Below are 22450 nucleotides of genomic sequence, written 5' to 3' on the forward strand. Positions count from 1 at the left end.
ACTGGCGGGCGCGGCATGCCGGGAACGCTGGGCCGCTGCACGAGCGGCGGCGGCGTCGGCGGCCCGGCCGCGGCGTCGCGGCCATCCGCCAGGTGGTCGACGGGACGTGTGGCATCGGCGAAGACCCGGCCGGGCGCGTGCTCGTCGGCGCGCGTCCGCAGGCCCACAGGCGGCGTCGCGCGGACACCCGCGTCGGTGTGTTCCATCAGGGACCCCTCCAGACCCGTCGCGGTGCGGTCGGTCACCCCCCGGGCGCCGGCGCGCAGGTAACTGGTGTCCACACCGACAGGGGTCGCCATTACCAAAACGGCCCCGTCGGCGGGGRGAATGACACGCCGGTAATTACACGTGCCGAAGTCGACTTGCGTCAACCCTACCGGCGCAACATCTTCTACAACCAGCGACCTGACCATAGCTCACAGTCACTGGGCGTCGTGACGGAGGGTCCCCTCATGGAGGCCCCCCGTTACGCGCAGCAGTAGCGACCCGCTCAGGATCGCCCGGCTATCGTCGAGCCGTAGTCCCCCACATACGCTGCGGAAGCGGACTCCGCACACTGGGGGACAACAAGCGCGTACCCTCCCGGACCACCTTGCAACCACAAGGCGTAGCCGGCAGCCAGTTACGGGATGTAGTGATTCCAGTGGGTCGCCCATGGGGCGCGCTTCGCTGGACGCTCGCGCCGTCGGGCGCTGAGCGCCCTCCCCACGCTGGACAGGGGCCCATGCCCATAGCCGTGGCAGGCCTGACACCAGGTCGGTGACATGGCCGGGCTGCAGCAGCGCCACAGCGCCGTCACCAGACGGGGTGCCGCCGAACGGCGACACCGCCCCACCCTGGTCAGGACTGATGCCTACGGCAGGTGATGCGTATGGCAGTGGTCTACCTGTCGCACGTCGACGGTTACACCCAGTGGGCCCGGGCCGGCCTCCGCGAACTCGGAAGACGAGAGGCAGACTCAGAAGACGAGAGGCAGCGCGGTGCGGTGGGGTTCCGCCCTGGCCGCGTCCAGTCGCTCCCGCGGGACCTCCCCATAGGTGGTGGTCCGCTGCCGCGCCGGGCGGCCGGCCAGTGCCGCGACCYCCTCGAGCTCCTCGATGGAGCGCCGGGAGCCGTGCTGGGAGCCGGCCATCCGGCTGATCGTCTCCTCCATCAACGTGCCGCCGATGTCGTTCACGCCGCCCGCGAGCACGGCCCGGCAGCCCTCGGTGCCGAGCTTCACCCACGAGCACTGGATGTTGGAGATCGCGCCGTGCAGCAGGATCCTCGCCATCGCATGTACGGCCCGGTTCTCCTGCGCGGTCGGCCCCGGGCGCGCGACGCCGGCCAGGTAGATCGGCGCGCTGTGGTGGACGAACGGCAGCGCGACGAACTCGGTGAACCCGCCGGTGTCCTCCTGGATCGAGCGCAGCAGCCGCAGGTGTGCCACCCAGTGCGCCGGAGAGTCGACGTGGCCGTACATCATCGTCGCCGACGAGCGCAGCCCGACCCGGTGCGCCGTCGTCACCACGTCGACCCAGGCGGAGGTGGGCAGCTTGCCCTTGGTCAGCACCCAGCGGACCTCGTCGTCGAGGATCTCGGCCGCCGTGCCGGGGATCGTGTCGAGGCCGGCCTCCTTGGCGGCGGTCAGCCAGTCGGCCACCGACAGGCCGGTCCTGCTGACGCCGTTCATCACCTCCATCGGTGAGAACGCGTGCAGGTGCAGCCCCGGCGCGGCCCGCTTGATCTCGCGGGCGAGGTCGAAGTAGGCCGTCCCCGGCAGGTCCGGGTGGATGCCGCCCTGCACGCACACCTCGGTGGCGCCGATCTCCCAGGCCTCGGTGGCGCGCGTGCCGACCTCGGTGAACGACAGGGTGTAGGCGTCGGCGTCGTCGCGGCGCTGCGCGAACGCGCAGAACCGGCAGCCCGTGTAGCAGACGTTGGTGAAGTTGATATTGCGGTTGATGACGTAGGTGACGTCGTCACCGACGGTGTCGCGGCGCAGGTCGTCGGCGAGCGCGCACAGCGCCTCCAGCTCCGGCCCGGTCGCGCCGAACAGCGCCAGCGCCTCCGCGTCGGAGATTCCGGCGGGGTCGGCGGCGGCGTGGCGCAGCGCGGCGAGCACCTCCTGGTCACCGCGCCGGGGTGCCGGAAGGGCCGGCTCCCCCAGACCGGTCGGCACCCCCGCCTCGGCGGACATCTCCAATGACGCCGCGTCCCCACCGTGTGCCGCGGCGGCGCGCGAGCCCGTGCCGATGACCCCGTCCGCGCCCGTGCCGGCCGCGCTGACCTGGGCGCGAAGCGTCGCCCAGTCGCCGTAGACGCTGTCGAAGTCCGCCCGCCGGTCGGCCTCCCGGCCGGTGGTGTCGATCGTCGTGTGCAGGTCGGCCCGCCCGCTGCTGTCGGCGAAGCCGCCGTCCGGCTCCTGCCAGGGCAGGCCGACGGGCGCGGCTCCCGGCGCGAGCAGCCCGTCCGGCCCCGCGAGCGCCCCGACATGCGCGGCCAGCCGCGGGTCGAGCCAGGGCTCGGACCGGTACGGCGGATAGACGGTCAGCCGGGGGCGCAGCTCGAAGCCGGCCGCCTCGGTGGCCGCGCGCAGGACGTCGAGCGCCGGCCACGGCCGCTCGGGATTCACGTGGTCCGGGGTGACCGGCGAGACGCCGCCCCAGTCGTCGATGCCGGCGGAGATCAGCAGCGCGCACTCGTCCGCGTCGACCAGGTTCGGCGGGGCCTGCACCCGTGCGCCGGGGCCGAGCACCAGCCGGGTGACGGCCACCGCGGCGGCGAGCTCCTCGGCGCCCACGTCCGGGTCGTCGCGCATCGCGGTGTCGTCCTTGGCCCGGAAGTTCTGGACGATCACCTCCTGGATCGAGCCGTAGGCCCGGGAGACGCGGCGCAGCGCGAAGATCGTCTCGGCCCGCTCGGTCCTGTTCTCGCCGATGYCGAGCAGCAGGCCGGTGGTGAACGGGATGTTGAGGCGCCCGGCGTCCTCCAGCACGCGCAGCCGGACGTCCGGGTCCTTGTCCGGGGAGCCGAAGTGCGGCCCGCCCTGCTCGGTGAACAGCCGGCGGGCGGTCGTCTCGAGCATCATCCCCATCGACGGGGCGACCGCCTTGAGCCGGGCGAGCTCGGCCCAGCTGAGCACCCCCGGGTTCAGGTGCGGCAGCAGGCCGGTCTCCTCCAGCACCGCCACCGCGGCGGCCCGCAGGTAGGCCAGAGTGGAGTCGTAGCCCCGCTCGTCGAGCCACTCCTTGGCCGCCGGCCAGCGGTCCTCAGGCCGGTCGCCCAGCGTGAACAACGCCTCGGCGCAGCCGGCCGCCGCGCCGGCGCGCGCGATCTCGAGAACCTCCTCGATCTCCAGGTAGGCGGCGGGAAGCCGGTGCGGGACCGTCGCGAACGTGCAGTAGTGGCAGCGGTCCCGGCAGAGCCGGGTGAGCGGGATGAACACCTTCGGTGAGTACGTGACCACCCCGGGTCGGCCGACCGACTCGAGCCCGGCGTCACGGACCCGGGCCGCGGAGGCGGCCAGGTCCCGCAGGTCGTCCCCCCGAGCCGCCAGCAGCACCGCCGCCTCCGTGACGTCCAGCGTCGCCCCGTCCCGCGCCCGGCGCAGCGCCCGGCGCAGCGCTGACGCGGACGGCGGCAGCTCAGGCGGGCCGGCGAGGAGGGCCGGCTGGCCGTCGGGACGGAGGGAGGAACCGGTGCTGGTCAATGCGTCCACCTGGTGATCGAACGGCCCGCCCGGGTCGGCCACGCCCGGCACCGGCAGGTGGCCGGGCGGGCGCCGCCGGGGCGACGGGTGCGGTCAGGACTGTGCAACACATACCGGCGCCCGCGCCAGAGAACAGGACCCGGACCACCAGGTACGCGAGCAACCCACGCTCACGCCCTTCAACCACCCCCCACGCCCCGGCCATCCCGGATCCGGGGGAAAGCTGATCCGGGGAGATCCGCGACCGGCGGCGCGGCGATGAAGAACCGAGCCAGCCCGGCCAGCCCGGCCAGCCCGGCCCGCTAGCCCGGCCCGCCAGCCCGGCCCGCCAGCCCGGCCCGCCAGCCCGGCCCGCCAGCCCGGCCCGCTAGCCCGGCCCGCTAGCCCGGCCCGCGGCCCGCGCCGCGGGCTCTCGCGGCCGCGCCCGCGCCAGCTCCGCGGCGCAGGCCGTCAAGGGTGCCGAGCACGAAGTTGGTCCGCCGTCTCGCGGCCACGGCGGCGCTGCGGGCCGCGGCGCGCCGGCCGCTGGCGTCGGACAGGTCGCGGTGGATCTGTTCCTGGCGCTCCGCGGCCACCTGGGGCGCGCGGGCACCGGCCAGAACACGGTTCATGGATGCCGACAGGGAGTTGAGGCTCTTCGCGCCGCTGTTGGCGGCGCTGGAGGTGCTGGAGCTACTGGTCCTGGTGTGACGGCTCTCGGACATGGCAATCCCTTCAGCGAACCCGGCGTCGGCCCCACTGCCGCGAAGAACCGTGATGCTGTAACTCACCCACCGAGCCCGTGCTGGGAGCCCGTCGGCCCGCGGCGGCGGATCGACGGAGCAGCCTGGATCGGTGGGGCCCCTGGCAGGCACTGGGCTGGATCGTTCCAGTGGAGATCGGTGGAGCCGCGCCGACATGACTGTTGGATTCAGCTCCACTCTCACAGGTCTCTTGGAGAAGAATCAAGAGGTTGTGACGGCAATGGCAAAGCTCTCCAACTGGCCCAATCCGGCCGAGYCGCCAGCCTTCGCCCACGGCCAACCCCCAGCGTCCACGTTTGTTCGAGYAGGCCCGGACGGACAGGCACGCGGCACTCCTCCATATACGGCCTCTGCCCAGGCCGCTTGTCGTTACCCTGATCGGGTGCCACGAAACCGCCAGGAGGTCCCACGCGAGGAACGGATAGATGCGCTCCTCGCGGTCGCTGAGGAACAGTTCCTCGCCCGTGGCTTCGCCGGAACATCGGTGGCGGAGATCGCGCGTGCCGCCGGCATCGAGCCGGGCTCCGTGTACTGGTATTTCCGTACGAAGGACCACGCGTTCGCGGCGGTGCTCAACCGGCTGCTCGACGGGGAGATCGACCGTGTCGGTGAGCTTCCGGGCGAGCCGTCCGACCGCCTGTTCGCCGCGCTGGACTCGGTCGAGCGCCGCCGCACCCTGCACCCGTGCGTCGCCGAGYGGGCACCGCACGCGCCGCCGGTGATGGAGTACCACGAGCGGCTGCACGAATGGCTGCACGGACTGGCGCTGGCCGCCGTCACCCATCTGGTACCGGCACCGGACCGGGAGACCGCCGCCGACGCCGTCGTCGCGACGATCGAGGGCGGCCTCGCCAACCCGGCACCCACCCGCCCGACCAGCTCCCTGGTCCGCTACCTGCTCGCCGCGCTCGCCGCATAGCGGACCTGTCCCGGTTGGCGCGAACAGAAGCGCCCCGCGACCAGGTCGGATCGCGGGGCGCTTCTGACAGTCGCGGGAGCGTCTAGGTCACGGGCTGGTGCCGCCTGTCGTCGGTGACCCCGATGGGATGCTGGTGTTGGCGCCGTCGAGAGGGGAGATCGGGCCGTTCTCGGTGACGTCGAGCGTGCCGCCGGACGCACCGGACTCGGGCGCCGTCGGTGAGTCCCAGGTGGCGCCTTCCAGCCCTGGGACGGCGTACTTCTTCACGAACTCGAAGACGGCGTCCGAGGAGACCGTGCCGCAGCGCTGGGTGCGGTCCCAGGCGGTGAGCACGAAGTGCCGGTTGTCGGCGAAGTCCGACCGGGTCCACGGGACCGCGATGAACTTGCTGCCGGCGGCGGCCGCGATGTTCTTCAGCTGGGTGATCTGGTCTTTCGGCAGCTTGGTGTCGTACCAGCCGATCACGAAGCCGTGCTCCATGTTGTGCACCGCCCGCTCGATGCGGATGCCGGAGTCCGGGTTGTAGAAGCGGATCGCGTCCGGCAGCGGGTCGCCGTCGTGGTTGCCGGACGACGGCGGAGTCTGCTTGTAGTTGACCGTCTCGTTGGGCTTCACATGGGTCTGGCCCTGCTGGGCCTGGTTGAGCACGCCCGTGCAGTTGGCGGCCGTCGCCGCCGCGGTCGGTGCGGCGACGTAGCCCACCTTGTGGGACGCCGCCGCCTTGTGGTTGCTCGAGATCGTGAGGATGAGGACCACGGCAAGCAGCACCACCGCGAGGGTGCCGGCCGTGCCGTAGATGAGGATGGCGCGCCGGCGTTCCTTACGCTTCTGCTCGCGGCGCAGCGCCTCAAGGCGGGCGTTGCGCTCGGCGGTCTTCTTAGCCACGGTCGAATCCTACGAACTGTCAAATGTCAGCGGTGGAGGAGGAAGGTTCCAGTGTCGCGCGGCGCCCGGGGAGCCGCCCGCGCGGCCGGGTGGCCGACGGCCACGGYGCCGAGCGGAGACCACCCCGCCGGCAGGTCCAGCACCCGGCGAACCACGTCCGCGCAGAAGATCGTGCTCGACACCCAGGCCGAGCCGAGCCCCTCCGTCGCCAACGCCACCAGGAAGTTCTGCACCCCGGCGCCGCCCGCGACGGTGAACATCCGCTCCTCCGCCCCGGCGCGGCGGGCGTCCGGGTAGGCGTGCGCGCCGTCGTCCGTGACCAGGGGCACCACCAGCACCGGGGCGGCGGCCAGCACGTCCCCGCGCCGCAGCCGCCGGATGACGGCCTCCTCGTCGAAGCCGTCGCGGCGCAGGTCGTCGGCCCAGGCGGCCCGCATCTCGGCGAGCAGCTCGGCCCGCCGCTCGGTCACGACGACGAACCGCCACGGCGTGGTGTGGTGCGGCGCCGGGGCCGTCACGGCCGCCGCGACGGCCCGCTCGATCGCCGCCGGGTCGACCGGGGAGTCGGTGAACGCCCGGACCGTGCGCCGCTCGGCCAGCGCCGCCCGCCGGGCCTCGAGGGTGCCGAGGCGGAACAGGTCCTCGGCCGGCGGCCGAACGACCGCCCGTACACCCCGCCCGTCGTCCGCCACGGCCGCGAAGCCGCGCACCAGCGCGACCGGGGTGCCGGTGAGCTTGCCCTTGACCAGTTCCGCCGCCGCGGCGAGCTGGTCAGCCTCGGCTACCTCGGTCATCCCGAGTTCGTTGCCGTAGCCGTCGACGTCGCCGATGTGGCTGCGCAGCGCCGCCATCCCGGCCAGCCCGATCGCCTGGTCGACGACGCCGCGCCGCCAGGGCCGGCCGGCGGTGTCACTCACGACGACGGCCACCTCGGCGCCGAGGCGGGCGGTGAGCCCGGCGCGCAGCCGTCGCGCGCTCTCGTCGGAGTCGAGCGGCAGCAGGGCGAGGCTGTCCTTGGCGATGTTGGAGGCGTCCACGCCGGCCGCGGCCAGCACGAAGCCGTGGCTGGTCTCGACGATCCTCGTGGACCCGCGGCTGGCGACGTCGCGGACGGTCTCGGCCTCCACAGCGGCGAGCCGGGCGGCCTCGCGGTCACCCGTCACCCGGACGATCCGCCCCTCCGCCTTGGAGACGATCTTGGACGTGACGACGAGCACGTCGCCGTCGACGAGAACGATCCCGGCGGCGGCCGCCGCGGTGGCGATCGCCTCCGCCAGGTCGTCACCGGGGCGGATCTCGCCGATGCCCGGCACCGGGATGATCCGCAGTTCGCCCCGCTCCGGGTCGACGGCCCCGGCTCGGGACACCGCGCCCACCGTTTCGTCAGACACCGGCCAGCTCCAGGGCGGCGCGCACGATCGCGACCGTCGCGTCCAGGTCGCTCATGAGCAGCGGGTGCGCCGCCACCCGCATCCCCGGCACGGTCACGCCGGCGTCGACCGTGTCGACCAGCCAGCCGTCGAGCAGGCCCTCGGCGGAGCCGGGTGGGGCGCCCTCGCCGGCCCGGCGGGCTCCGTAGTGCCGGCCGACGGCCTCGGCGGACGTCTCGACGCCGATCGCGCGCAGGCAGGCGTCCGCCATCCCGCGCACGGGGCTTCCACCGATGATCGGCGACACCCCGACGACCGGAGCCGGCGTCTCCCGCAGCGCGTCCCGGATGCCGGGCACCGACAGGATCGCACCGATCGAGACCACGGGGTTCGACGGCGGCAGCAGCACGACGTCCGCCTCGGCCAGCGCGTCGAGCACGCCGGGCGCCGGCTTCGCGTCCGCGGCCCCCACCGAGACGATCGCCTCGGCCGGCACCTCGGCGCGCAGCCGCAGCCACCACTCCTGGAAGTGGATGGCCCGCCGGCCCGCCTCGTCGGAGATGACGACGTGCGTCTCCACCCGGTCATCGCTCATGGGGATCAGTCGGACGCCGGGCCGCCAGCGCTGGCAGAGCGCCGCGGTGACGTCGGAGAGCGAGAAGCCGGCGGCCAGCATCTGGGTGCGGACCAGATGGGTGGCGAGGTCCCGGTCGCCGAGGCCGAACCAGGCGGGGCCGACGCCGTACTCGGCGAGCTCGGCCCGCACGGTGAAGGTCTCGTCCTCACGGCCCCAGCCCCGTTCGGCGGAGATGCCCCCGCCGAGGGTGTACATCACCGTGTCGAGATCGGGGCTGATGTTCAGTCGATGCAGGATGATGTCGTCGCCGGTGTTGCCGACGACGGTCACTTCCGCGTCCGCGAGCGCCGCCCGCACCCCGCGCAGGAACCGCGCGCCGCCGATGCCACCAGCCAGAGCCGTCACCTTCACGTCTCGAAAGGCTAGTACCGGCCGACAACGGGAGCCGCCGCTGTACGCCGAGCCGTGTCCCCCAAGGCGGTCGATCATCGAATCGTGGCCCGCTGGCGGGCGTGGCGAGGCGCCCCGGTCCCGCATGTGGTGCCTGTCCCGAGGCCGACTGGCGGGGCGGGCCGTTGGCCGGTCGCCAGACGGACCCGAGTCGTTACGATTCGCGCTATGAAGATCGGGCCCGAGACCCGGGCAGGGCGGCTTGCGCAGCGGTTCTCACTGCATCCGATGTTTCAGCGGTTCGGACCGTCGATCGTGCCCCCGCTCGACCGGGCGCTGCACAAGGTCAGCGGCGGGCGGTTGATGATCGGGCAGATGATGCTGCCGATGGTGATGCTGGAGCACACCGGCGCCCGCACCGGCCAGCCGCGGCGCACACCGCTGGCGACCATGCCCGACGGTGAGGGCTACTGGCTGGTCGGCAGCAACTACGGCCGGTCGGGCCATCCCGCCTGGACGGCGAACCTGCTGGCCCACCCGGACGTCGCCGTGACGCACCGAGGGAAGCGGCGCGAGCTGCGGGCCCGGCTCGTCGACGGTGCCGAGCGGGACGAGATCTGGCCCCGGCTGACCACCTTCTGGCCCGGTTACGCGGCCTACGCGAAGATGAACGACCCCACGCTCGACGGCGGCCGCGTGCTGCGCGTCTTCCGCCTCGACCCCCGCTAGATCCTGGACGTCGCCGCGATGGGCGGGCGCTGAGCGCCTACCCGCCCTTCTCCTTAGGCCTGGTCGGAGCTGAAGCGGACGCAGCCGGGCGGCAGGACGCTGCCGGGGAAGACCCGCACGCCGGCGCGCAGCTCGTTGCCCGGCTCGATGCGGGCGCCGTCGCCGACGACGACGCCGTCCAGCACGACGCCGTCACCGATCACCGCGTCCCGGCCGACCACCGAGTCGCGGACCACCGCGCCGCCGCCGACGGTCGCGCCGTCGAAGAGCACCGCGCCGTCCACGGTCGCCCCGCCGCCCACCGTGGCGCCCGCGCCGATGGTGGCGCCCCCGCACAGCTTCGCGTCGGCGGCGACGGTCGCCCCGGCCAGCACCAGCGCCTCGCCGACCGGCCCGGGCAGGGCAGAGGACGCGATCCGGCCCTGCACCAGGTCGCGTGAGCCGCGGACGAAGGCGGCCGGGGTGCCCAGGTCCAGCCAGTAGGTGCTGTCCGGGTAGGCCATGATCGGCACCCCGGCCGTAAGCAGGCCGGGGAAGGTCTCCCGTTCGACCGACACCGGCCGTCCAGCGGGGATGTCGTCGATCACCGAGCGGCGGAACACGTAGCAGCCGGCGTTGATCAGGTTGGTCGGCGGCTCGGGGGTCTTCTCCAGGAACTCCGTCACCCGGCCGTGCTCGTCGGTCGGCACGACGCCGAACGCACGCGGGTCCTCCACCTCGGTGAGGTGCAGGGTGACCGCGGCGCCGCTGTCGGTGTGCCGGGCGACGAGCGCCCGGATGTCGAGCCCGGACAGGATGTCACCGTTGAAGATGACCACCGGGTCGTCCGGGCCACCGTGCAGGAAGCCGGCGACGTTGCGGATCGCTCCGCCGGTACCCAGCGGCTCGGTCTCGGTCACGTACGCCAGCTCCAGGCCGTGCGCCGACCCGTCGCCGAAGTACTCCTCGAAGACCTCGGCCTTGTACGACGTGGCGAGCACGACGCGGTCGATCCCGGCGTCGCGCGCGCGGGCGAGCATGTGGGCGGTGACGGGCACCCCGGCGACCGGAAGCATCGGCTTGGGGGCAGACATCGTCAACGGCCGAAGCCGGGTGCCCTTGCCCCCCACCAGCATCACTGCGTCCATGGCCGCCAGTTTTCCAGACTCCCAGCGGGGGGATGAGGCCGCCCGTCCAAGTGGACCCGATCGCCCTCAAAACGAAACCCCGTAGCCGTATGCGGTTTACCACCCACAGCACGAACCCGGGGTCCGGACCATCATCACCAGAAGACTCTTCCTGACCACGCTCGGACAACAGGGCGGAGATCGCCTGAACTCCGGGGCCGCCCCTGGAAGACCCGTACGACGGGAACTGGCCAATCCGTCAAGAAACCACGAAAGGGCCTCCACGCCGTCCCACGGCGCGGGGCGCCACCCGCGGGTCAGCGTGGGCGGGTACTGGTGGCCAGCAGCTCGGCGGAACGGGTGGCCCGGGCGCCGGCGCTGTCYTTCGCGAACGTCAGCGCGAGCACGAGCCGAGCGCCCAGCCCCAGCGTGAGCAGCACCCGCAACGGCAGGTACGCCGGCCCTGAGTACTGGCGGCACAGGTAGCGCACCATGCTGCGGTGGTGGGCGACGACCATCCGGCGCGACGAGCGCGTCGTGGAATGCCCGCCCAGGTGCTCGACGACCGCGCTCGGYACGTAGACGCTGCTCCAGCCGGCGAGCCCGAGCCGGCGGTCGAGATCCACGTCCTCCATGAACATGAAGTACGACTCGTCGAAGCCGGCGACCGCCTCGAACGCCTCCCGGCGCAGCAGCTGGACCGAGCCGGACAGCCAGCCGGTGGTCATCTCCTTCGGGGCGCCGCGCTCACGCCGGTAGGAGGCCGTCCACGGGTTCGTCGGCCAGAACCAGCCGAACAGCGCGTGCCCGGCGCCACGGCCGAGCGAGGGCAGGTCACGCGCGGAGGGATAGAGCGCGCCGTCCGGGTTGACGATGCCCGGGCCGAACGCGCCACCGCGCGGCCAGCGGGCGGCGGCGTCGACCAGCTCGTCCAGTGAGCCGGGAGTGAACGAGATGTCCGCGTTGGCGACGACGATCCAGTCCCCGCGGGCGCCAGCGGCGCCGCGGTTCGCGGCGGCGCCGTAGCCGAGGTTGCGGCCCGGCCGGACCAGCCGCGCCTCGGGCCGCCTGGCGGCCGCGGCGGTGGCCTCGTCCAGCTCGGGCGAGTTGTCGACGACGACGACCTCGTAGCTACGCGCCGTCGCCTTCGCCAACGTGTCCAGGAAGGCGCCAATGACCTCACCGGACCGGAAGGTCACAACGACGACCCGAATCTCCGGCTCAGCGCTCACTTACAAGCCTCTTCCTGATCTGCCACCCCGCCGGAACGACGTTAGCGCGCCCGGCTCCCCACCGACCGCCTGGGTCAGCGCCCAGGCGCCGGGAGGGCCCACCGGATTCCGACGACTGGCGCCCAGGGCCAAAGCCAGCCTCAGGCGTCCGCGGCGGCGCGGGCGTAGCTGGTCAGGTGGGCGTCGGCGCAGGCCGCCCAGGTGAACTCGCGGGCGCGGGCGAGGCCGGCGGCGGCGAGCTGGGCTCGCCGGTCGGCGTCGTCGAGCAGCGCGCCCAGCTCACGGGCGATCGAGTCGACGTCGGGCTGGGTGTACGCGACCGCGTCGCCGCCGACCTCCGGCAGCGAGAGCCGGGGGGTGGTGAGCACCGGGGCGCCACAGGCCATCGCCTCCAGCACCGGCAGGCCGAACCCCTCGCCGTGCGACGGGTACGCGACCAGCTCCGAGCCGCCCAGGTACCCGGGCAGGTCGGAGAAGCGCAGGTAGCCGGGCCGCAGCACACGCAGGTGGCTCGGCACGGCGGCGATGGCGGCGTCCACCTCGTCGTCCCAGCCGGAGCCGCCCGCGAGCACCAGGGCCGGCGGCTCGTCGCGCCAGTGCACGGCCTCGGCCCAGGCGCGGACGAGGTTCGGCACGTTCTTGCGCGGCTCGAGCATGCCGAGGAAGGCGACGTAGCGGCGGCCGCCGAGGCCGAGGCGCATGCGCACCCGGTGCTTGTCCTCGTCCGTCGGCGGGTGGAAGGTAGCCGTGTCGACGCCGTGGTAGGCGACGTCGGTCGTGGTCGACTCGCCGTCGAGGACGCGGACCAGCTCGTCACGGGTGGCCTTGGACGGCACGATGATCCGGTCGGCCTTGCGGACCGCGGTGCGCATCGCCGAGCGGAAGAACGTCCCCTTGACGGCGGTGTGCATCTCCGGCTCGGTGAAGAACGTGACGTCGTGGATCGTCACGCACACCGGCCGCTGCGCGCGCAGCGGCATCGTGTAGTGCGGCGAGTGGATCACGTCCGCGGCGACCTGCTCGGCCACCAGCGGGAGGCCGGTCTGTTCCCAGGCGAGCCGAGCCGGCCGGTGCGCGATGGCGGCGGGCCCGGACAGAACGGTGGCGTCTGGTGCCATCCGGCTGTATCTTTCTTCGTCCGACCGTTGACACACCAGCGCCAGATCGGCGCCGGCCGCGCCAAGAGCCGCTACCAGCCCATCGACATAGCGCCCGACACCGCCACGGTCCGCTGGAACCGAGGTGGCGTCGACGAGCACCCGGGGTCCCACGGCGCTCCCTCCACCGAGACGTGCTTGCCTGTCTCTCGTCTGTCCGAATCGGGTCAGATCTCTGGGGAGCGCGCAGCACCTCATCACGCCCCGTCAGCCCACTTCTACCGCCGTCCGCGCCGCCCATGCCGAGGGATGTCCCTCGAATTCTTGGACGGTGCATGCGACCGGGGCAACACTACGCCCGCCCGTCAGCGGCGACGGACATGGCCGGGGGAACCGCTGACTCGACGGTAGAGGGCCCAGCTCGCCCGCGCTGCCTCAATCCAGTTAAAGTGCCGAGCCCGCTCGCGTCCGAAGTCCGACAGCCGCGCGCGCAGCGCGAAATCGACGGCGATCCGGATCACCGCGGCGGCGAGCGCCCGCGGGTCGTCGACCGGCACGACGATCCCCGCCGGGCCCGCGACCTCGACGAGCGCGGGCACGTCCGAGATGACGACCGGCACCCCGTGCGCCATCGCCTCGAGGACGGGCAGGCCGAAGCCCTCGGACCGCGACGGCATGACCAGCACGGTGGCGCGCGACAGCACCACTGCGAGGTCGGCGTCGTCGATCCGGCCGAGCGAGCGGAACCGCCCTGCCGGCACACCGAGCTTCGAAGCCTCCACGTCCGCGTCCAGCCCGCCCCAGCCTGACTGTCCGACATGCAACAGCGGTAGCCGGGCCGCGGGGCCGGTGAGCATCCCCAGGGCCGCGAGCGCCACCTCCAGGCCCTTGCGCGGCTCCAGGGTGGCCAACGTCAGCAGGTAGCCACCGTCCGGCAGGCCGAGCCGGCGCGCCCGCCCGTCGGCATCCGGGCCGAGGCGCAGGACCGCGTCGKCGGCGCCCTCGCCGATGACGTGCATCCGGCCGTCGGGCACCCGCAGGAAGGGGCGCAGGTCCTCGGCGACGGCGAGGGTGGGAACGACGATCGCGTCGGCGGTACGGGCCGCGCGCTGGCCCATCTCCTGGTGCCAGCGGGCGCCGTGCGGCGTGAGCGTGCGGGGGTGGGTCCAGGGGACGGCGTCGTGGATCGTGACCACGAGCGCCGCGCCGTTCCGCCTCGGCGGCAGCAGCAGCGTCGGGGCGTGCACGACGTCGACACCGGTCGGCGCCGGACCGACACCCCGTCCCCAGGCCGCCGCCAGCGCTCTGCGCCCCAGCGGGAACCGCAACGGGCCGAGCACGCCGGGAATCGCCGCGTCGACCGTCGGCACCGCCTGCGCACCGGGGATCCGACCGCCGGTGAGCCGGCCGACGGCGGCACCGCCGAGACGCGCGGGCAGGCCCGTAGGCCGGTGTTCGGGACGCAGCGCGCACCAGCTGATGACGCCGTCGCCCGGGGCGGCGGTGCGTGCCAGCGCGGCGGCCAGCTCGGCCGTGTAACGGCCGGTGCCGCCCGGCACCGGCGCGAGCATCTGTTCGACCAGGAAACCCACCCGCACGGGTCCGGCCCCCTCTCAGCGACGCCCGGAGCGGCCCGGCCGGCCGGTTCCCCCCGGCCGTCCGGGCCCGCCGGCGCGTCCGGGCCCGCCGGCGCGTCCGGGCCCGCCGGCGCGTCCGGAGGACCGACCAGACCCGCCGGTGCCCTCGGACCGACGGGAGCCGTTGATGGCGGCGCCGACCATCACCACGCAGGCGACGGCGCCGGCGACGTAGCCCCAGACGCGGTGGTCGAACAACGCGAACAGGGCTCCCATACCAAAGATCACCAGGCCGAACAGCCCCACGGTGAGCAGGACGGCCAGTGCCCGCTGCGTCTTCACCGGCGGCGGGCGTGCGTGAGCACCACGCTGCCGCCGTCGTCGGAGCTGCGCCGGTCGTCCCACGCGACCAGCGGGGACAGCGGGGCCGCGGCGTTCCAGCCGGCCCGGCCACCCTTGCTCGACAGCGTCAGGTAGAACCGCTCGGCTCGCTCGGAACGGAACATATGCGTCTGGTTGACGACGTCCAGGCCGGCGGCGTCCAGCAGCTTGGACAGCACGTCCGCCGGATAGGTGTGCTTGACGTGGTAGCGCTCCCGGTGCCGCGCGAGCATCGCCGGCCAGCGTTCGGCCCTGGTCAGCGCGTCAGCGGACATCACGAGATCGCCGCCGGGGCGCAGCACCCGGGCCATCTCGGCGAGCGCGGCGGCGCCGTCGTCGAAGTGCTCGATCGCGCAGACGGACATGACGACGTCGAAGGAGCCGTCGGCGAACGGCAGCGCGAGCGCGTCGCCCTCGATCAGCCCCGGATGGCCGCGTAGCCGCCCGCCGAACTCGAGCTTGCGCCGCGCGAGGTCCAGGCAGACGGCCCGCGCGCCGCGTCGGATGGCCTGGCCGGCCCAGTAACCGTCGCCGCCGGCGACGTCGAGCAGGGTGCRCCCGCGCAGGTCGCCGGCCCAGCGCAGCAGGGTGGAGACCTCCCGGCGGCGCATCACGTGCACCTGGTGCCCGAAGTACGCCAAGGCGTCGTCGCGCAGCGAACTCATGGCTCCAGTCTGCCCTTCGCCCCCACCGGCGCACGTGCCGGGTCATTCCGGCGAGTCGGCGACCAACCCCACCCATGCGTGTCGTGGTGCCTGTCGCGAGGCCGTGCGGCGGTCCACGGTGGATCTCATCTCCGGTGCCAGCCTGTCCCCGGGGTCTCCACGGACTGGCGGTCGGTCGCCGCGGCGCCGAGGGTCCAGCCGGGCCTCAGGTCCCTGAACAGCCAGTCGGTCGGGAAGGCGGCGCCGACCAGGCTCGGCGGGATGGGCAGCGGCGGGCCCGCGGGGCGGCGCGGGCTCGGCGTGGCGACCCACAGGTAGGTCGGGGCGAGCGGCAGCGCGGCGCGCGCGACCCACGCCCGCGCGGTCACCGGCAGCCGGCCCACCAGCGTTCCCGGCAGGGGCAGGCGGCGCAGCGGGCCCGGCAGCGGCGKCAGGCGCGGCACGTCGGCCTCGGCGTGGAAGGCCTCGGGCGCGAGCAGGACCGGCACCGTGTAGTCCCAGGCCCGCAGCCCGGTGGCCGCGAGCATCCGGCGCAGGCCGGCGCGCGTGCGGTAGCGCTCGTAGTAGTGCTCGCCGCGGCCGGTGGCCCGCAGGTACCTGTCAGCCAGCCTCGGGGGCAGCCAGGACAGCAGCGGCAGGCCGTGGTGTGGCTCCATGACGCCCAGCCGGTTGCCGAGGCCCAGGTAGGCGACGCCGTCCGGCGCGAGGACGCGGCGTACCTCGGCGGCGAGCGCGTCGGCGTCGGCGACGTGCTCGTAGATGTGGTTCGCGACGACCACGTCGACGGCGCCGTCCGCCAGCGGCAGGGAGAGCCCGTCAGCCTGGACGAACCGGGCACGCCTGGCGAACCGTGCCCTGGCGCGGCGCAGGCCGGCGATGTCGATGTCGACGCCGGTCACCTCGGCGCCGGCGGCGGCGAGCTCGTCGCAGATGAAGCCGGCGGAGCAGCCCACGTCGAGCACCCGCAGCCCGGCGAACGCCCGCGGCACGGTCTGGTCACGGCCGAGGAAGTGCGCCAGCACCGCGATCAGCTTGCGGGCCTTGCGGCGGCGGGTGAACTCGTCGAGCGATCGGGGCTCGATCTCGGAGTAGCGCAGCTGGCGCCCGCGCGCCTCGGTGCGACGTGCCCTCGTTCGGCGGGATCTCGTCTGACGTATCGGCGCAGTGCGTGTCGTCGCTCTCACAGTGCGTGAGAGTACGGACAGCTCTCTAACGCTTACTTATTGTGCTCAATGACCTCGCCCCACGTGGTCTCGCCCGACGCCGCCTTGCCTGGCGCGGTCTCGCCTGGCGCGGTCTCGCCCAGGGCGGCGCCGGCAAGCACGTCGAGGTACCGCTCCCAGCCACCGGCGGTGTCCGGCGGGCACACCTTGGCGGCCAGCGCCGCGAGCATCCCGGGCTCGTAGAGGCGGCGCAGCGCCGCGGCCAGCGCCTCCGGGTCCCGCGGCGGGACCAGCAGGCCGTCCACCCCGTCGGCGACGGCCGCGGGCAGGGTGYCGACCGACGTCGCGACGACCGGCAGGCCATGCAGGTRCGCGAGATCGACGTTCTGCGACGCGGTACCGGCGCGATAGGGCAGCACCAGCGCGTCCGCGGCGTCGAACAGCGCCGGCACGTCGGCCGCGTCGACATAGCCGGGACGCAGCTCGACCCGGTGGGCGAGCCCGAGTTCGGCGATGAGCGCCCTGGTCTCGTCCGCCCCGCCCCAGAACTCGCCCGCGACCGTGAGCGCGACGTCCGGCGGCCCCGCCGCGAGGGCCCGCAGCAGCACGTCCAGCCCCTTGTAGGGACGTACCAGCCCGAAGAACAGCAACCGCCGCCGAGGTGCCCGGTCACCGGCGGCCAGCGCGGCACCGCCTGTCCCGGCCACGCCCTCGGTCCCGGCGGCACCCTCGGTCCCGGCGGCGTTCACGGTGTTCGCGGTCGCGTCGGTGTCCACGGTTCCGTCGGCTTCCGGGCGCATTCGGCGGGTCGGCGCGGCCCACAGGTGGGGGGCCATCGCGGCGACGTGCACGGGTGCCCCGGTCAGTGCCGCCGCCCGGGCCGCCTCGGCGTCGGTATGGACGAGAACGGCGTCGGCACGGCGCAGCACGGCCCTGATCAACGGCTCGTCGACCGGCCGGCGCTCGTGCGGCAGCACGTTGTGGCAGAGCGCGAGCACGAACGGCCGGGCCGGGCCGGCGGACGCGCCGGGCGGGCGTCCGCCCCGGCTGGCACGGGTGCCGCCGCGAGTGCCCGCCCGCGGCCGGGAGCGGCCCAGGCCCGCGAGGATGCCCAGATAGGCGGGAGCCTGGATGGGGGTGACCACGACGACGATGACCACGTCGGCGGTGGCCCGCAGCCGGCGGCCGAGCCGCGCCCAGCCGTCGGGCCGCCGCCACGACAGCGGGTAGCCCGTGGCCGGGAACGGCTCCATCTCGGGCACGTCGACGCGCTGCTGGCCGGGGTAGAGCCGGGCGGGGTACTGCTCGCTCCACGACTCGATCCACACGTCGTGACCACGTGCGGCCAGCCGGTGGGCGAGTTCCGTGGTGTGCTGCGCGATCCCGCCCTTGTACGGATGGGTCGGCCCGACGATCGCGACACGCGGCCGGCGGCCGGTGGGCGCGCCGCCCCCGCTCCCGTTCCCGCCCCTGCCGCCGGTCCCGATCACGGTTCTGGTTCCGATCCCGGTTCCGGTGGCCGTCGACGGATCAGGAGCTGCCACGGGAGCGGGCGACCAGGTCGCCGATCAGCGCGAGAACCGCGATCTGGAAGCCGACCAGGATCGCCAGCATCGTCGACGTCGTGACGTGGAAGTTGTATCGGATGACGTCGTAGATCAGCTTCACGAAGCCAAGGCCCATGATCCACAGCGCCACCGGCATGAGGACCTTGATCGGGTCGAAGTACATGACCATCCGCAGGACCTGCAGGATGTATCGGCGCGCGTCCCGGAACGGGTGGAACTTCGACTTCCCGGACCGCTTCGCGTAGTCGATCGGGATGTAGTCCACCGGGTGCTGGTTGGACAGGAACGCCATCGTGATCGTGGTGACGCAGGAGAACCCGGGCGGCAGCAGCCGCAGGTAGGGCAGCGACACCTCACGGCGGAACGCGCGCAGACCCGAGTTCAGGTCGGGAATCCTCATCCCGGACAGCCGCTGCGCGACCATGCGGATGAACCACTTAGCCGGCACCCGGGCCCACTTGTGGGTGCCCTCCTCGGTGAGCCGGGCCCCGACCACCTGGTCGACGTCCTGGTGGTCGTCGAGGTACTTGATGAACTCGGGGATCCGCTCGTTCGGGTAGGTCATGTCGGCGTCGGTCCACACGACGATCTGACCGCGGGCGTCCCGCGTGCCGATCCGGCGGGCGGTGCCGGAGCCGCCGTTACGCCGGAACGGCATCAGCCGCATCCGCGGGTAACGGGACGCCACCTCGTAGAGCACCGCGAGCGTGTTGTCGGTCGATTTGTCGTCGATCACCAGCAGCTCGTAGCTGTAGCGGCTGGCGTCCATCGCCCTGGTGATCCGCTCAAGCTCCATGACGACGTGGTCCTGCTCGTTGAAACACGGCAGCACGATCGTCACGTACGGCGCGTCTCGCTGGACCGAGGCCTGCTCGTCGTCGCCGGGCGCGGTGAGCATGGACGCGTCCGAGGGGTGGGGCTGGCGGATGGCGCTGACACTCACGTCGGTCTGACTCCCGGTCGCGTGCGGAACTGAGCGGCCTCGGCCACCGGGCGCGCGGGCGGACCTGGTGACGCCGCCGATGGCCTCTGCGCCGTTCAGGGTGACACGTTGTGGCGCAGACCCAGACAGTGGGCAGGCTGTGGACACGTTATGCGACGACTGCCGTGCGCCCGTCATCGGGCGTGACCGGCTTTGGCCCCGGTGCGGGCGGGCGGCGCGGCGGCGCCTAGTCTGGTTTGCCGTGGGTGCGTTCAGGAGTGATCTCCGCGAGTATGTCCAGCATGTCCGTGCCCTGCACGGGGGCGGAGAGACGTCCGCGCTGGCGTTCGTCGCCGGGCTGCGCTATCCGCTGGCCTATGGCAAGCCGATCTGGACTGGCTCGCGCACGATCATCGAGGGCCACGAGCGTTTCGAGTTCGCCCCCGGCGGGGTGATGCGGGTCGGCCTCGGCTCGTTCGGCCTGTCCACCAAGCACGACTCGTCCGTCGTGCGGGTGCATCCCGAAGGGCGGCTGCGCTGCGAGGGCGTCGTCTCGCTGCAGCGCGGTGTGCGGGTGGTCGTCGACTCCGGGCTGCTACAGCTGGGCCACGGGGTGAACATCAACGGCTTCGCGAAGATCCTGGTCCGCGAACGGGTGTCCATCGGCGAGCACTGCACGATCTCGTGGAACACCCAGATCATGGACAACGACTTCCACCCGATCGTCGTCGACGGCGTGCAGCAGCCGCAGAGCGCGCCGGTCGTGATCGAGGACCACGTCTGGATCGGCGCCGGGGCGATCGTGCTGAAGGGTGTGACCATCGGTGAGGGCGCCATCGTCGCCGCCGGAGCCGTGGTGACCCGGGACGTCCCGGCCAAGGCGATCGTCGCCGGCTCGCCCGCGAAGGGCGTCGGCACCGCCGACACCTGGTCCTAGTCTCTGGTTCGCTCCGTCCGGGCGGCGCGAATTGGGCCGATCAGGTATATCCGTTGCTGGCGGCGCGCCAGTGAGCCCCTACGATGACAGGCGTCCATCGCCCGGGGGGTCTTTCACTGTGCCCACTGTTGTGGAAGGCCGGCATCCGGCCGTCGCCGACGCCCGCCAGCTCCTGCCGCCTGAGGTGCGGTTCCGGCCGTGGCGGGTGCTGCGGTCCGTACCGGCGCCCGTCTGGCTGATCACGGCCGCGTTCGCCCTGCTGCTGGGCACCTGGTCGGCGCTGGTGCCGCAGTACCACGCACCGGACGAGCCGCACCACGTCGACGCCGTGATGCGCCTGGCCGAGGGCAAGGGCTGGCCGCCCACCGGGCATGYCCTTGTCTCGCCCGAGACGGTCGGCTCCATCGCCGCCGCGCCCTACGGCACCCGGGACAAGCCGCGCGAGCTCGCCGTCGGGCCGTTCACGGAGGCGGACGCCCCCGCGCGCACGGACCGGCCCGAGTGGGGCGAGCTGGCCAGGCCCGGCCAGCCGGCACCCGACGTGCAGCAGATGCTGCAGCATCCGCCGCTCTACTACCTGGCCGGCGCGGCGCTGGTGAAACTGCCGCCGGGCGCGCCCCAGGACCTGCGGTTCGACCTTGTCATCGGCCTGCTGCGGCTGATGAGTGTGCTGATGGTCGCGCCACTGCCGCTGCTGGCCTGGGCGGCCGCGGACCGGCTTACCGAGAGCCGCGTCGCCGGCCGGGTCGCCGCGCTGGCGCCGCTGGCGGTTCCGATGCTCACCCACATCGGGTCGAGCGTGAACAACGACGCGCTGCTGGTGCTCGGCGGAGCGCTCACGACCCTCGCGCTGTGTTACGTGCTGCGCGGCGACACGTCGCTGCGCACAGCCTGCTGGCTCGGCGCGTTCCTCGGCCTCACGATGCTGTCGAAGTCGCTGGGTGTCGTGTTCGTCCCGATGGCGATCGCGGCCTACCTGCTGGCCTGGCGGCGCGCCCGCAAGGCCCTGGCCCAGGCCGGTGCCCAGGCACCCGATGCCGGCGCGGCCGGGTCCGGCGCCGCCACGGCCCATCGCGGCGCCGCCGCGCACGTCAGCGACGCCGCCACGGGAGGGGTCGGCACCGCCGTGGCAGGGCTCGGCACCGCCGCGGGCGGCCGGCGCGGCGGTGGGGACTCCACCCCGTTCCTGCTCGCCGAGGCCGCGGCCGGGCCGGCGGTACGGACCGGCGCCGCGCGCTTCCCCTGGCGGCCGCTGCTGGTCGGGGCGGTCGCGGCGCTCGCCTTCGGTGCCTGGTGGTTCGTCGTCAACATCGCCCGTTACCACTCCTTCCAGCCGTCGACGCCAGGATTCACACCCGGCAGCAAGCTGTCGGGCTGGGGCGAGTACGCCGACGTGCTCGTCAACGGCACGATCCTGCGCTGGTGGGGCGACTTCGGCTGGTTCGAGGCGCACGTGCCGGAGCTGGCGGCCCGGATCGGCACCGCGGTGATCGCGGTGCTCGTCGCCGTCGGGATCGCGCAGGCACGGGGGGCGACCCGACGGGTCGACCTGTTGTTGATGGTGTGGCCAACGGCGGGCCTGTTCGCCCTGATGACGCTGCAGTCCGGGCTGCACTTCCACCGGACCTACTACGTCAGCGGCATCTCCGGCCGGTACCTGTTCGCCGGGATCGCGGCGCTGGCCGTCGCGGTCGGCGCGGGCGCCGCCTCGACGGGCCGGTTCTCCCGGTTCGCCCCGCCGCTGGTGCTCGCCGCTGCGCTCGTGATGCAGGGCATCGCCGGCCAGATGCTGTTCCGCCGCTGGTGGGAAGGCCCGGGCGGCGGACCGCGCGCCGGGTTCTCCAACCTGTCGGCCTGGTCGCCGTGGCCGGAGCTCGCGGTCGAGATCGTGATCGGCCTGTGCGCGCTGGCACTACTGGCGATCATCGTCTGGTCGGTGGTCTTCGCGATCCGCCCGGTGCCGCGTGACCCGGGCGAACGCGACGACCACGCGCGCCGGGGCGGCACGCCGGCGCCGGCGCTCGCGGCGACCGGCGGCGTGGACGGCGCGGCGGGTGGCTACGACTGGTTCACCGGCGGCCCGGGTGGCCGCACCGGTGCGCACCCGACCGCTCCCGCCGGCCCGGGCGGCCCTGCTGGCCCGGGCGGCCCTGCTGGCCCGGGCGGCCCTGCTGGCCCGGGCGGTTCCGCTGGCTCTGGTGGCTCCGCTGGCTCTGGCGGCCCTGCTGACTCCGCCGCCCCGTTCGGTCTCGGTCCCGAACCGCCGAACGAGGCGGAGCAGACGATGTCCATCCCCCGCCGTCCCGGCGCCCATCGCCATCGCCGCGACTGATCCCCCGGCAGGGCCCGCAAACAGGAACTACTTACGGTAATTGGATTGTGACGCCACGGCGTCGCGGGTGGGGCCGCAGACTGAAGACCTGTCGGGGAAGGGCGACCGGCTCGGTCGGGGGTGGTCTGTGCGTCGCAACCAGCACCAGACGCTCGCCTTCCCACCC

General features: G+C 73.4%; 17 protein-coding genes and 1 pseudogene. 4 read left to right on the plus strand and 14 right to left on the minus strand.

The window, feature by feature from the left end; all coding sequences use genetic code 11:
• Window positions 1-958: 958 nt before the first annotated feature.
• Together BL253_RS05885 and BL253_RS05890 are read right to left on the minus strand one after the other, a co-directional pair.
• Window positions 959-3691 carry a bifunctional FO biosynthesis protein CofGH gene (locus BL253_RS05885; protein WP_076814365.1) on the minus strand — a complete coding sequence of 911 codons (2733 nt, stop codon included), beginning with the start codon at window positions 3689-3691 and terminating at the stop codon, window positions 959-961.
• Window positions 3692-4071: 380 nt separating this feature from the next.
• Window positions 4072-4395 (minus strand): hypothetical protein, encoded by a 324-nt coding sequence (locus BL253_RS05890; protein ID WP_198946185.1) that lies wholly within the window; start codon window positions 4393-4395, stop codon window positions 4072-4074.
• A 421-nt stretch (window positions 4396-4816) separates the two neighbouring features.
• Between BL253_RS05890 and BL253_RS05895 the strand changes: the two genes are divergently transcribed.
• On the plus strand, window positions 4817-5353 hold the full coding sequence (locus BL253_RS05895; RefSeq protein ID WP_076814266.1) for a TetR/AcrR family transcriptional regulator: 537 nt from the start codon (window positions 4817-4819) through the stop codon (window positions 5351-5353).
• A gap of 87 nt (window positions 5354-5440) precedes the next feature.
• Here BL253_RS05895 and BL253_RS05900 read toward each other — a convergent pair whose 3' ends face one another.
• From BL253_RS05900 to cofD, 3 genes are read right to left on the minus strand one after another with little or no spacing between them, the layout of a single operon-like run.
• On the minus strand, window positions 5441-6238 hold the full coding sequence (locus tag BL253_RS05900) for a DUF3105 domain-containing protein (protein ID WP_076814267.1): 798 nt from the start codon (window positions 6236-6238) through the stop codon (window positions 5441-5443).
• 26 nt (window positions 6239-6264) lie between these two features.
• Window positions 6265-7629 (minus strand): coenzyme F420-0:L-glutamate ligase, encoded by a 1365-nt coding sequence (locus BL253_RS05905; protein ID WP_241834563.1) that lies wholly within the window; start codon window positions 7627-7629, stop codon window positions 6265-6267.
• Window positions 7622-8596, minus strand: coding sequence for a 2-phospho-L-lactate transferase (gene cofD, locus BL253_RS05910; RefSeq protein ID WP_076814269.1), 975 nt, complete (start codon window positions 8594-8596; stop codon window positions 7622-7624). Before cofD ends, BL253_RS05905 begins: the two co-directional genes overlap by 8 nt.
• 207 nt (window positions 8597-8803) lie before the next feature.
• On the opposite strand from cofD, the gene BL253_RS05915 reads away from it, so the two are divergent.
• The gene (locus BL253_RS05915; protein WP_076814271.1) at window positions 8804-9304 is read left to right on the plus strand and encodes a nitroreductase family deazaflavin-dependent oxidoreductase; all 501 of its coding nucleotides are present in this window, start codon (window positions 8804-8806) and stop codon (window positions 9302-9304) included.
• 53 nt (window positions 9305-9357) lie between these two features.
• Here the strand turns inward: BL253_RS05915 and manB are convergent, their stop codons facing one another.
• The 9 genes and pseudogenes from manB to BL253_RS05960 form a co-directional block, all read right to left on the minus strand.
• Complete coding sequence (manB, locus tag BL253_RS05920) at window positions 9358-10419, minus strand: mannose-1-phosphate guanylyltransferase (RefSeq protein WP_241834564.1); 1062 nt, start codon at window positions 10417-10419, stop codon at window positions 9358-9360.
• 308 nt (window positions 10420-10727) lie between these two features.
• Window positions 10728-11642 (minus strand): glycosyltransferase, encoded by a 915-nt coding sequence (locus BL253_RS05925; RefSeq protein WP_076814275.1) that lies wholly within the window; start codon window positions 11640-11642, stop codon window positions 10728-10730.
• A gap of 140 nt (window positions 11643-11782) precedes the next feature.
• Window positions 11783-12913 carry a glycosyltransferase family 4 protein gene (locus tag BL253_RS05930; protein ID WP_076814276.1) on the minus strand — a complete coding sequence of 377 codons (1131 nt, stop codon included), beginning with the start codon at window positions 12911-12913 and terminating at the stop codon, window positions 11783-11785.
• Window positions 12914-13091: 178 nt separating this feature from the next.
• Window positions 13092-14337, minus strand: a pseudogene (locus BL253_RS05935) (glycosyltransferase family 4 protein).
• Window positions 14338-14352: 15 nt separating this feature from the next.
• Window positions 14353-14658 (minus strand): hypothetical protein, encoded by a 306-nt coding sequence (locus BL253_RS40140; protein ID WP_076814277.1) that lies wholly within the window; start codon window positions 14656-14658, stop codon window positions 14353-14355.
• Window positions 14655-15362, minus strand: a complete 708-nt coding sequence (locus BL253_RS05945; RefSeq protein ID WP_076814279.1) for a class I SAM-dependent methyltransferase — start codon at window positions 15360-15362, stop codon at window positions 14655-14657. The genes BL253_RS40140 and BL253_RS05945 overlap by 4 nt, the downstream gene beginning before the upstream one ends.
• Before the next feature lie 125 nt (window positions 15363-15487).
• Window positions 15488-16546 (minus strand): class I SAM-dependent methyltransferase, encoded by a 1059-nt coding sequence (locus tag BL253_RS05950; protein WP_081438042.1) that lies wholly within the window; start codon window positions 16544-16546, stop codon window positions 15488-15490.
• A 32-nt stretch (window positions 16547-16578) separates the two neighbouring features.
• A complete protein-coding gene (locus tag BL253_RS05955) occupies window positions 16579-17940 on the minus strand; it encodes a glycosyltransferase (protein ID WP_241834574.1) in 1362 nt (453 codons plus the stop codon).
• Between the two features lie 115 nt (window positions 17941-18055).
• Window positions 18056-19036 carry a glycosyltransferase family 2 protein gene (locus tag BL253_RS05960; RefSeq protein WP_198946186.1) on the minus strand — a complete coding sequence of 327 codons (981 nt, stop codon included), beginning with the start codon at window positions 19034-19036 and terminating at the stop codon, window positions 18056-18058.
• Window positions 19037-19277: 241 nt separating this feature from the next.
• On the opposite strand from BL253_RS05960, the gene BL253_RS05965 reads away from it, so the two are divergent.
• Window positions 19278-19952: an acyltransferase gene (locus BL253_RS05965; RefSeq protein WP_076814281.1), complete on the plus strand. Its 675-nt coding sequence runs from the start codon at window positions 19278-19280 to the stop codon at window positions 19950-19952.
• A 118-nt stretch (window positions 19953-20070) separates the two neighbouring features.
• A complete protein-coding gene (locus tag BL253_RS05970; RefSeq protein ID WP_081438043.1) occupies window positions 20071-22284 on the plus strand; it encodes a DUF2142 domain-containing protein in 2214 nt (737 codons plus the stop codon).
• The last annotated feature ends 166 nt before the right edge of the window (window positions 22285-22450 follow it).

Source organism: Pseudofrankia asymbiotica, assembly GCF_001983105.1.
Classification (GTDB): domain Bacteria; phylum Actinomycetota; class Actinomycetes; order Frankiales; family Frankiaceae; genus Pseudofrankia; species Pseudofrankia asymbiotica.

Coding starts and splice junctions, on each gene's coding strand:
- BL253_RS05890 (WP_198946185.1), bottom strand. CDS start 4,395: ATGTCCGAGAGCCGTCACACCAGGACCAGTAGCTCCAGCACCTCCAGC.
- BL253_RS05915 (WP_076814271.1), top strand. CDS start 8,804: ATGAAGATCGGGCCCGAGACCCGGGCAGGGCGGCTTGCGCAGCGGTTC.
- manB (WP_241834564.1), bottom strand. CDS start 10,419: ATGCTGGTGGGGGGCAAGGGCACCCGGCTTCGGCCGTTGACGATGTCT.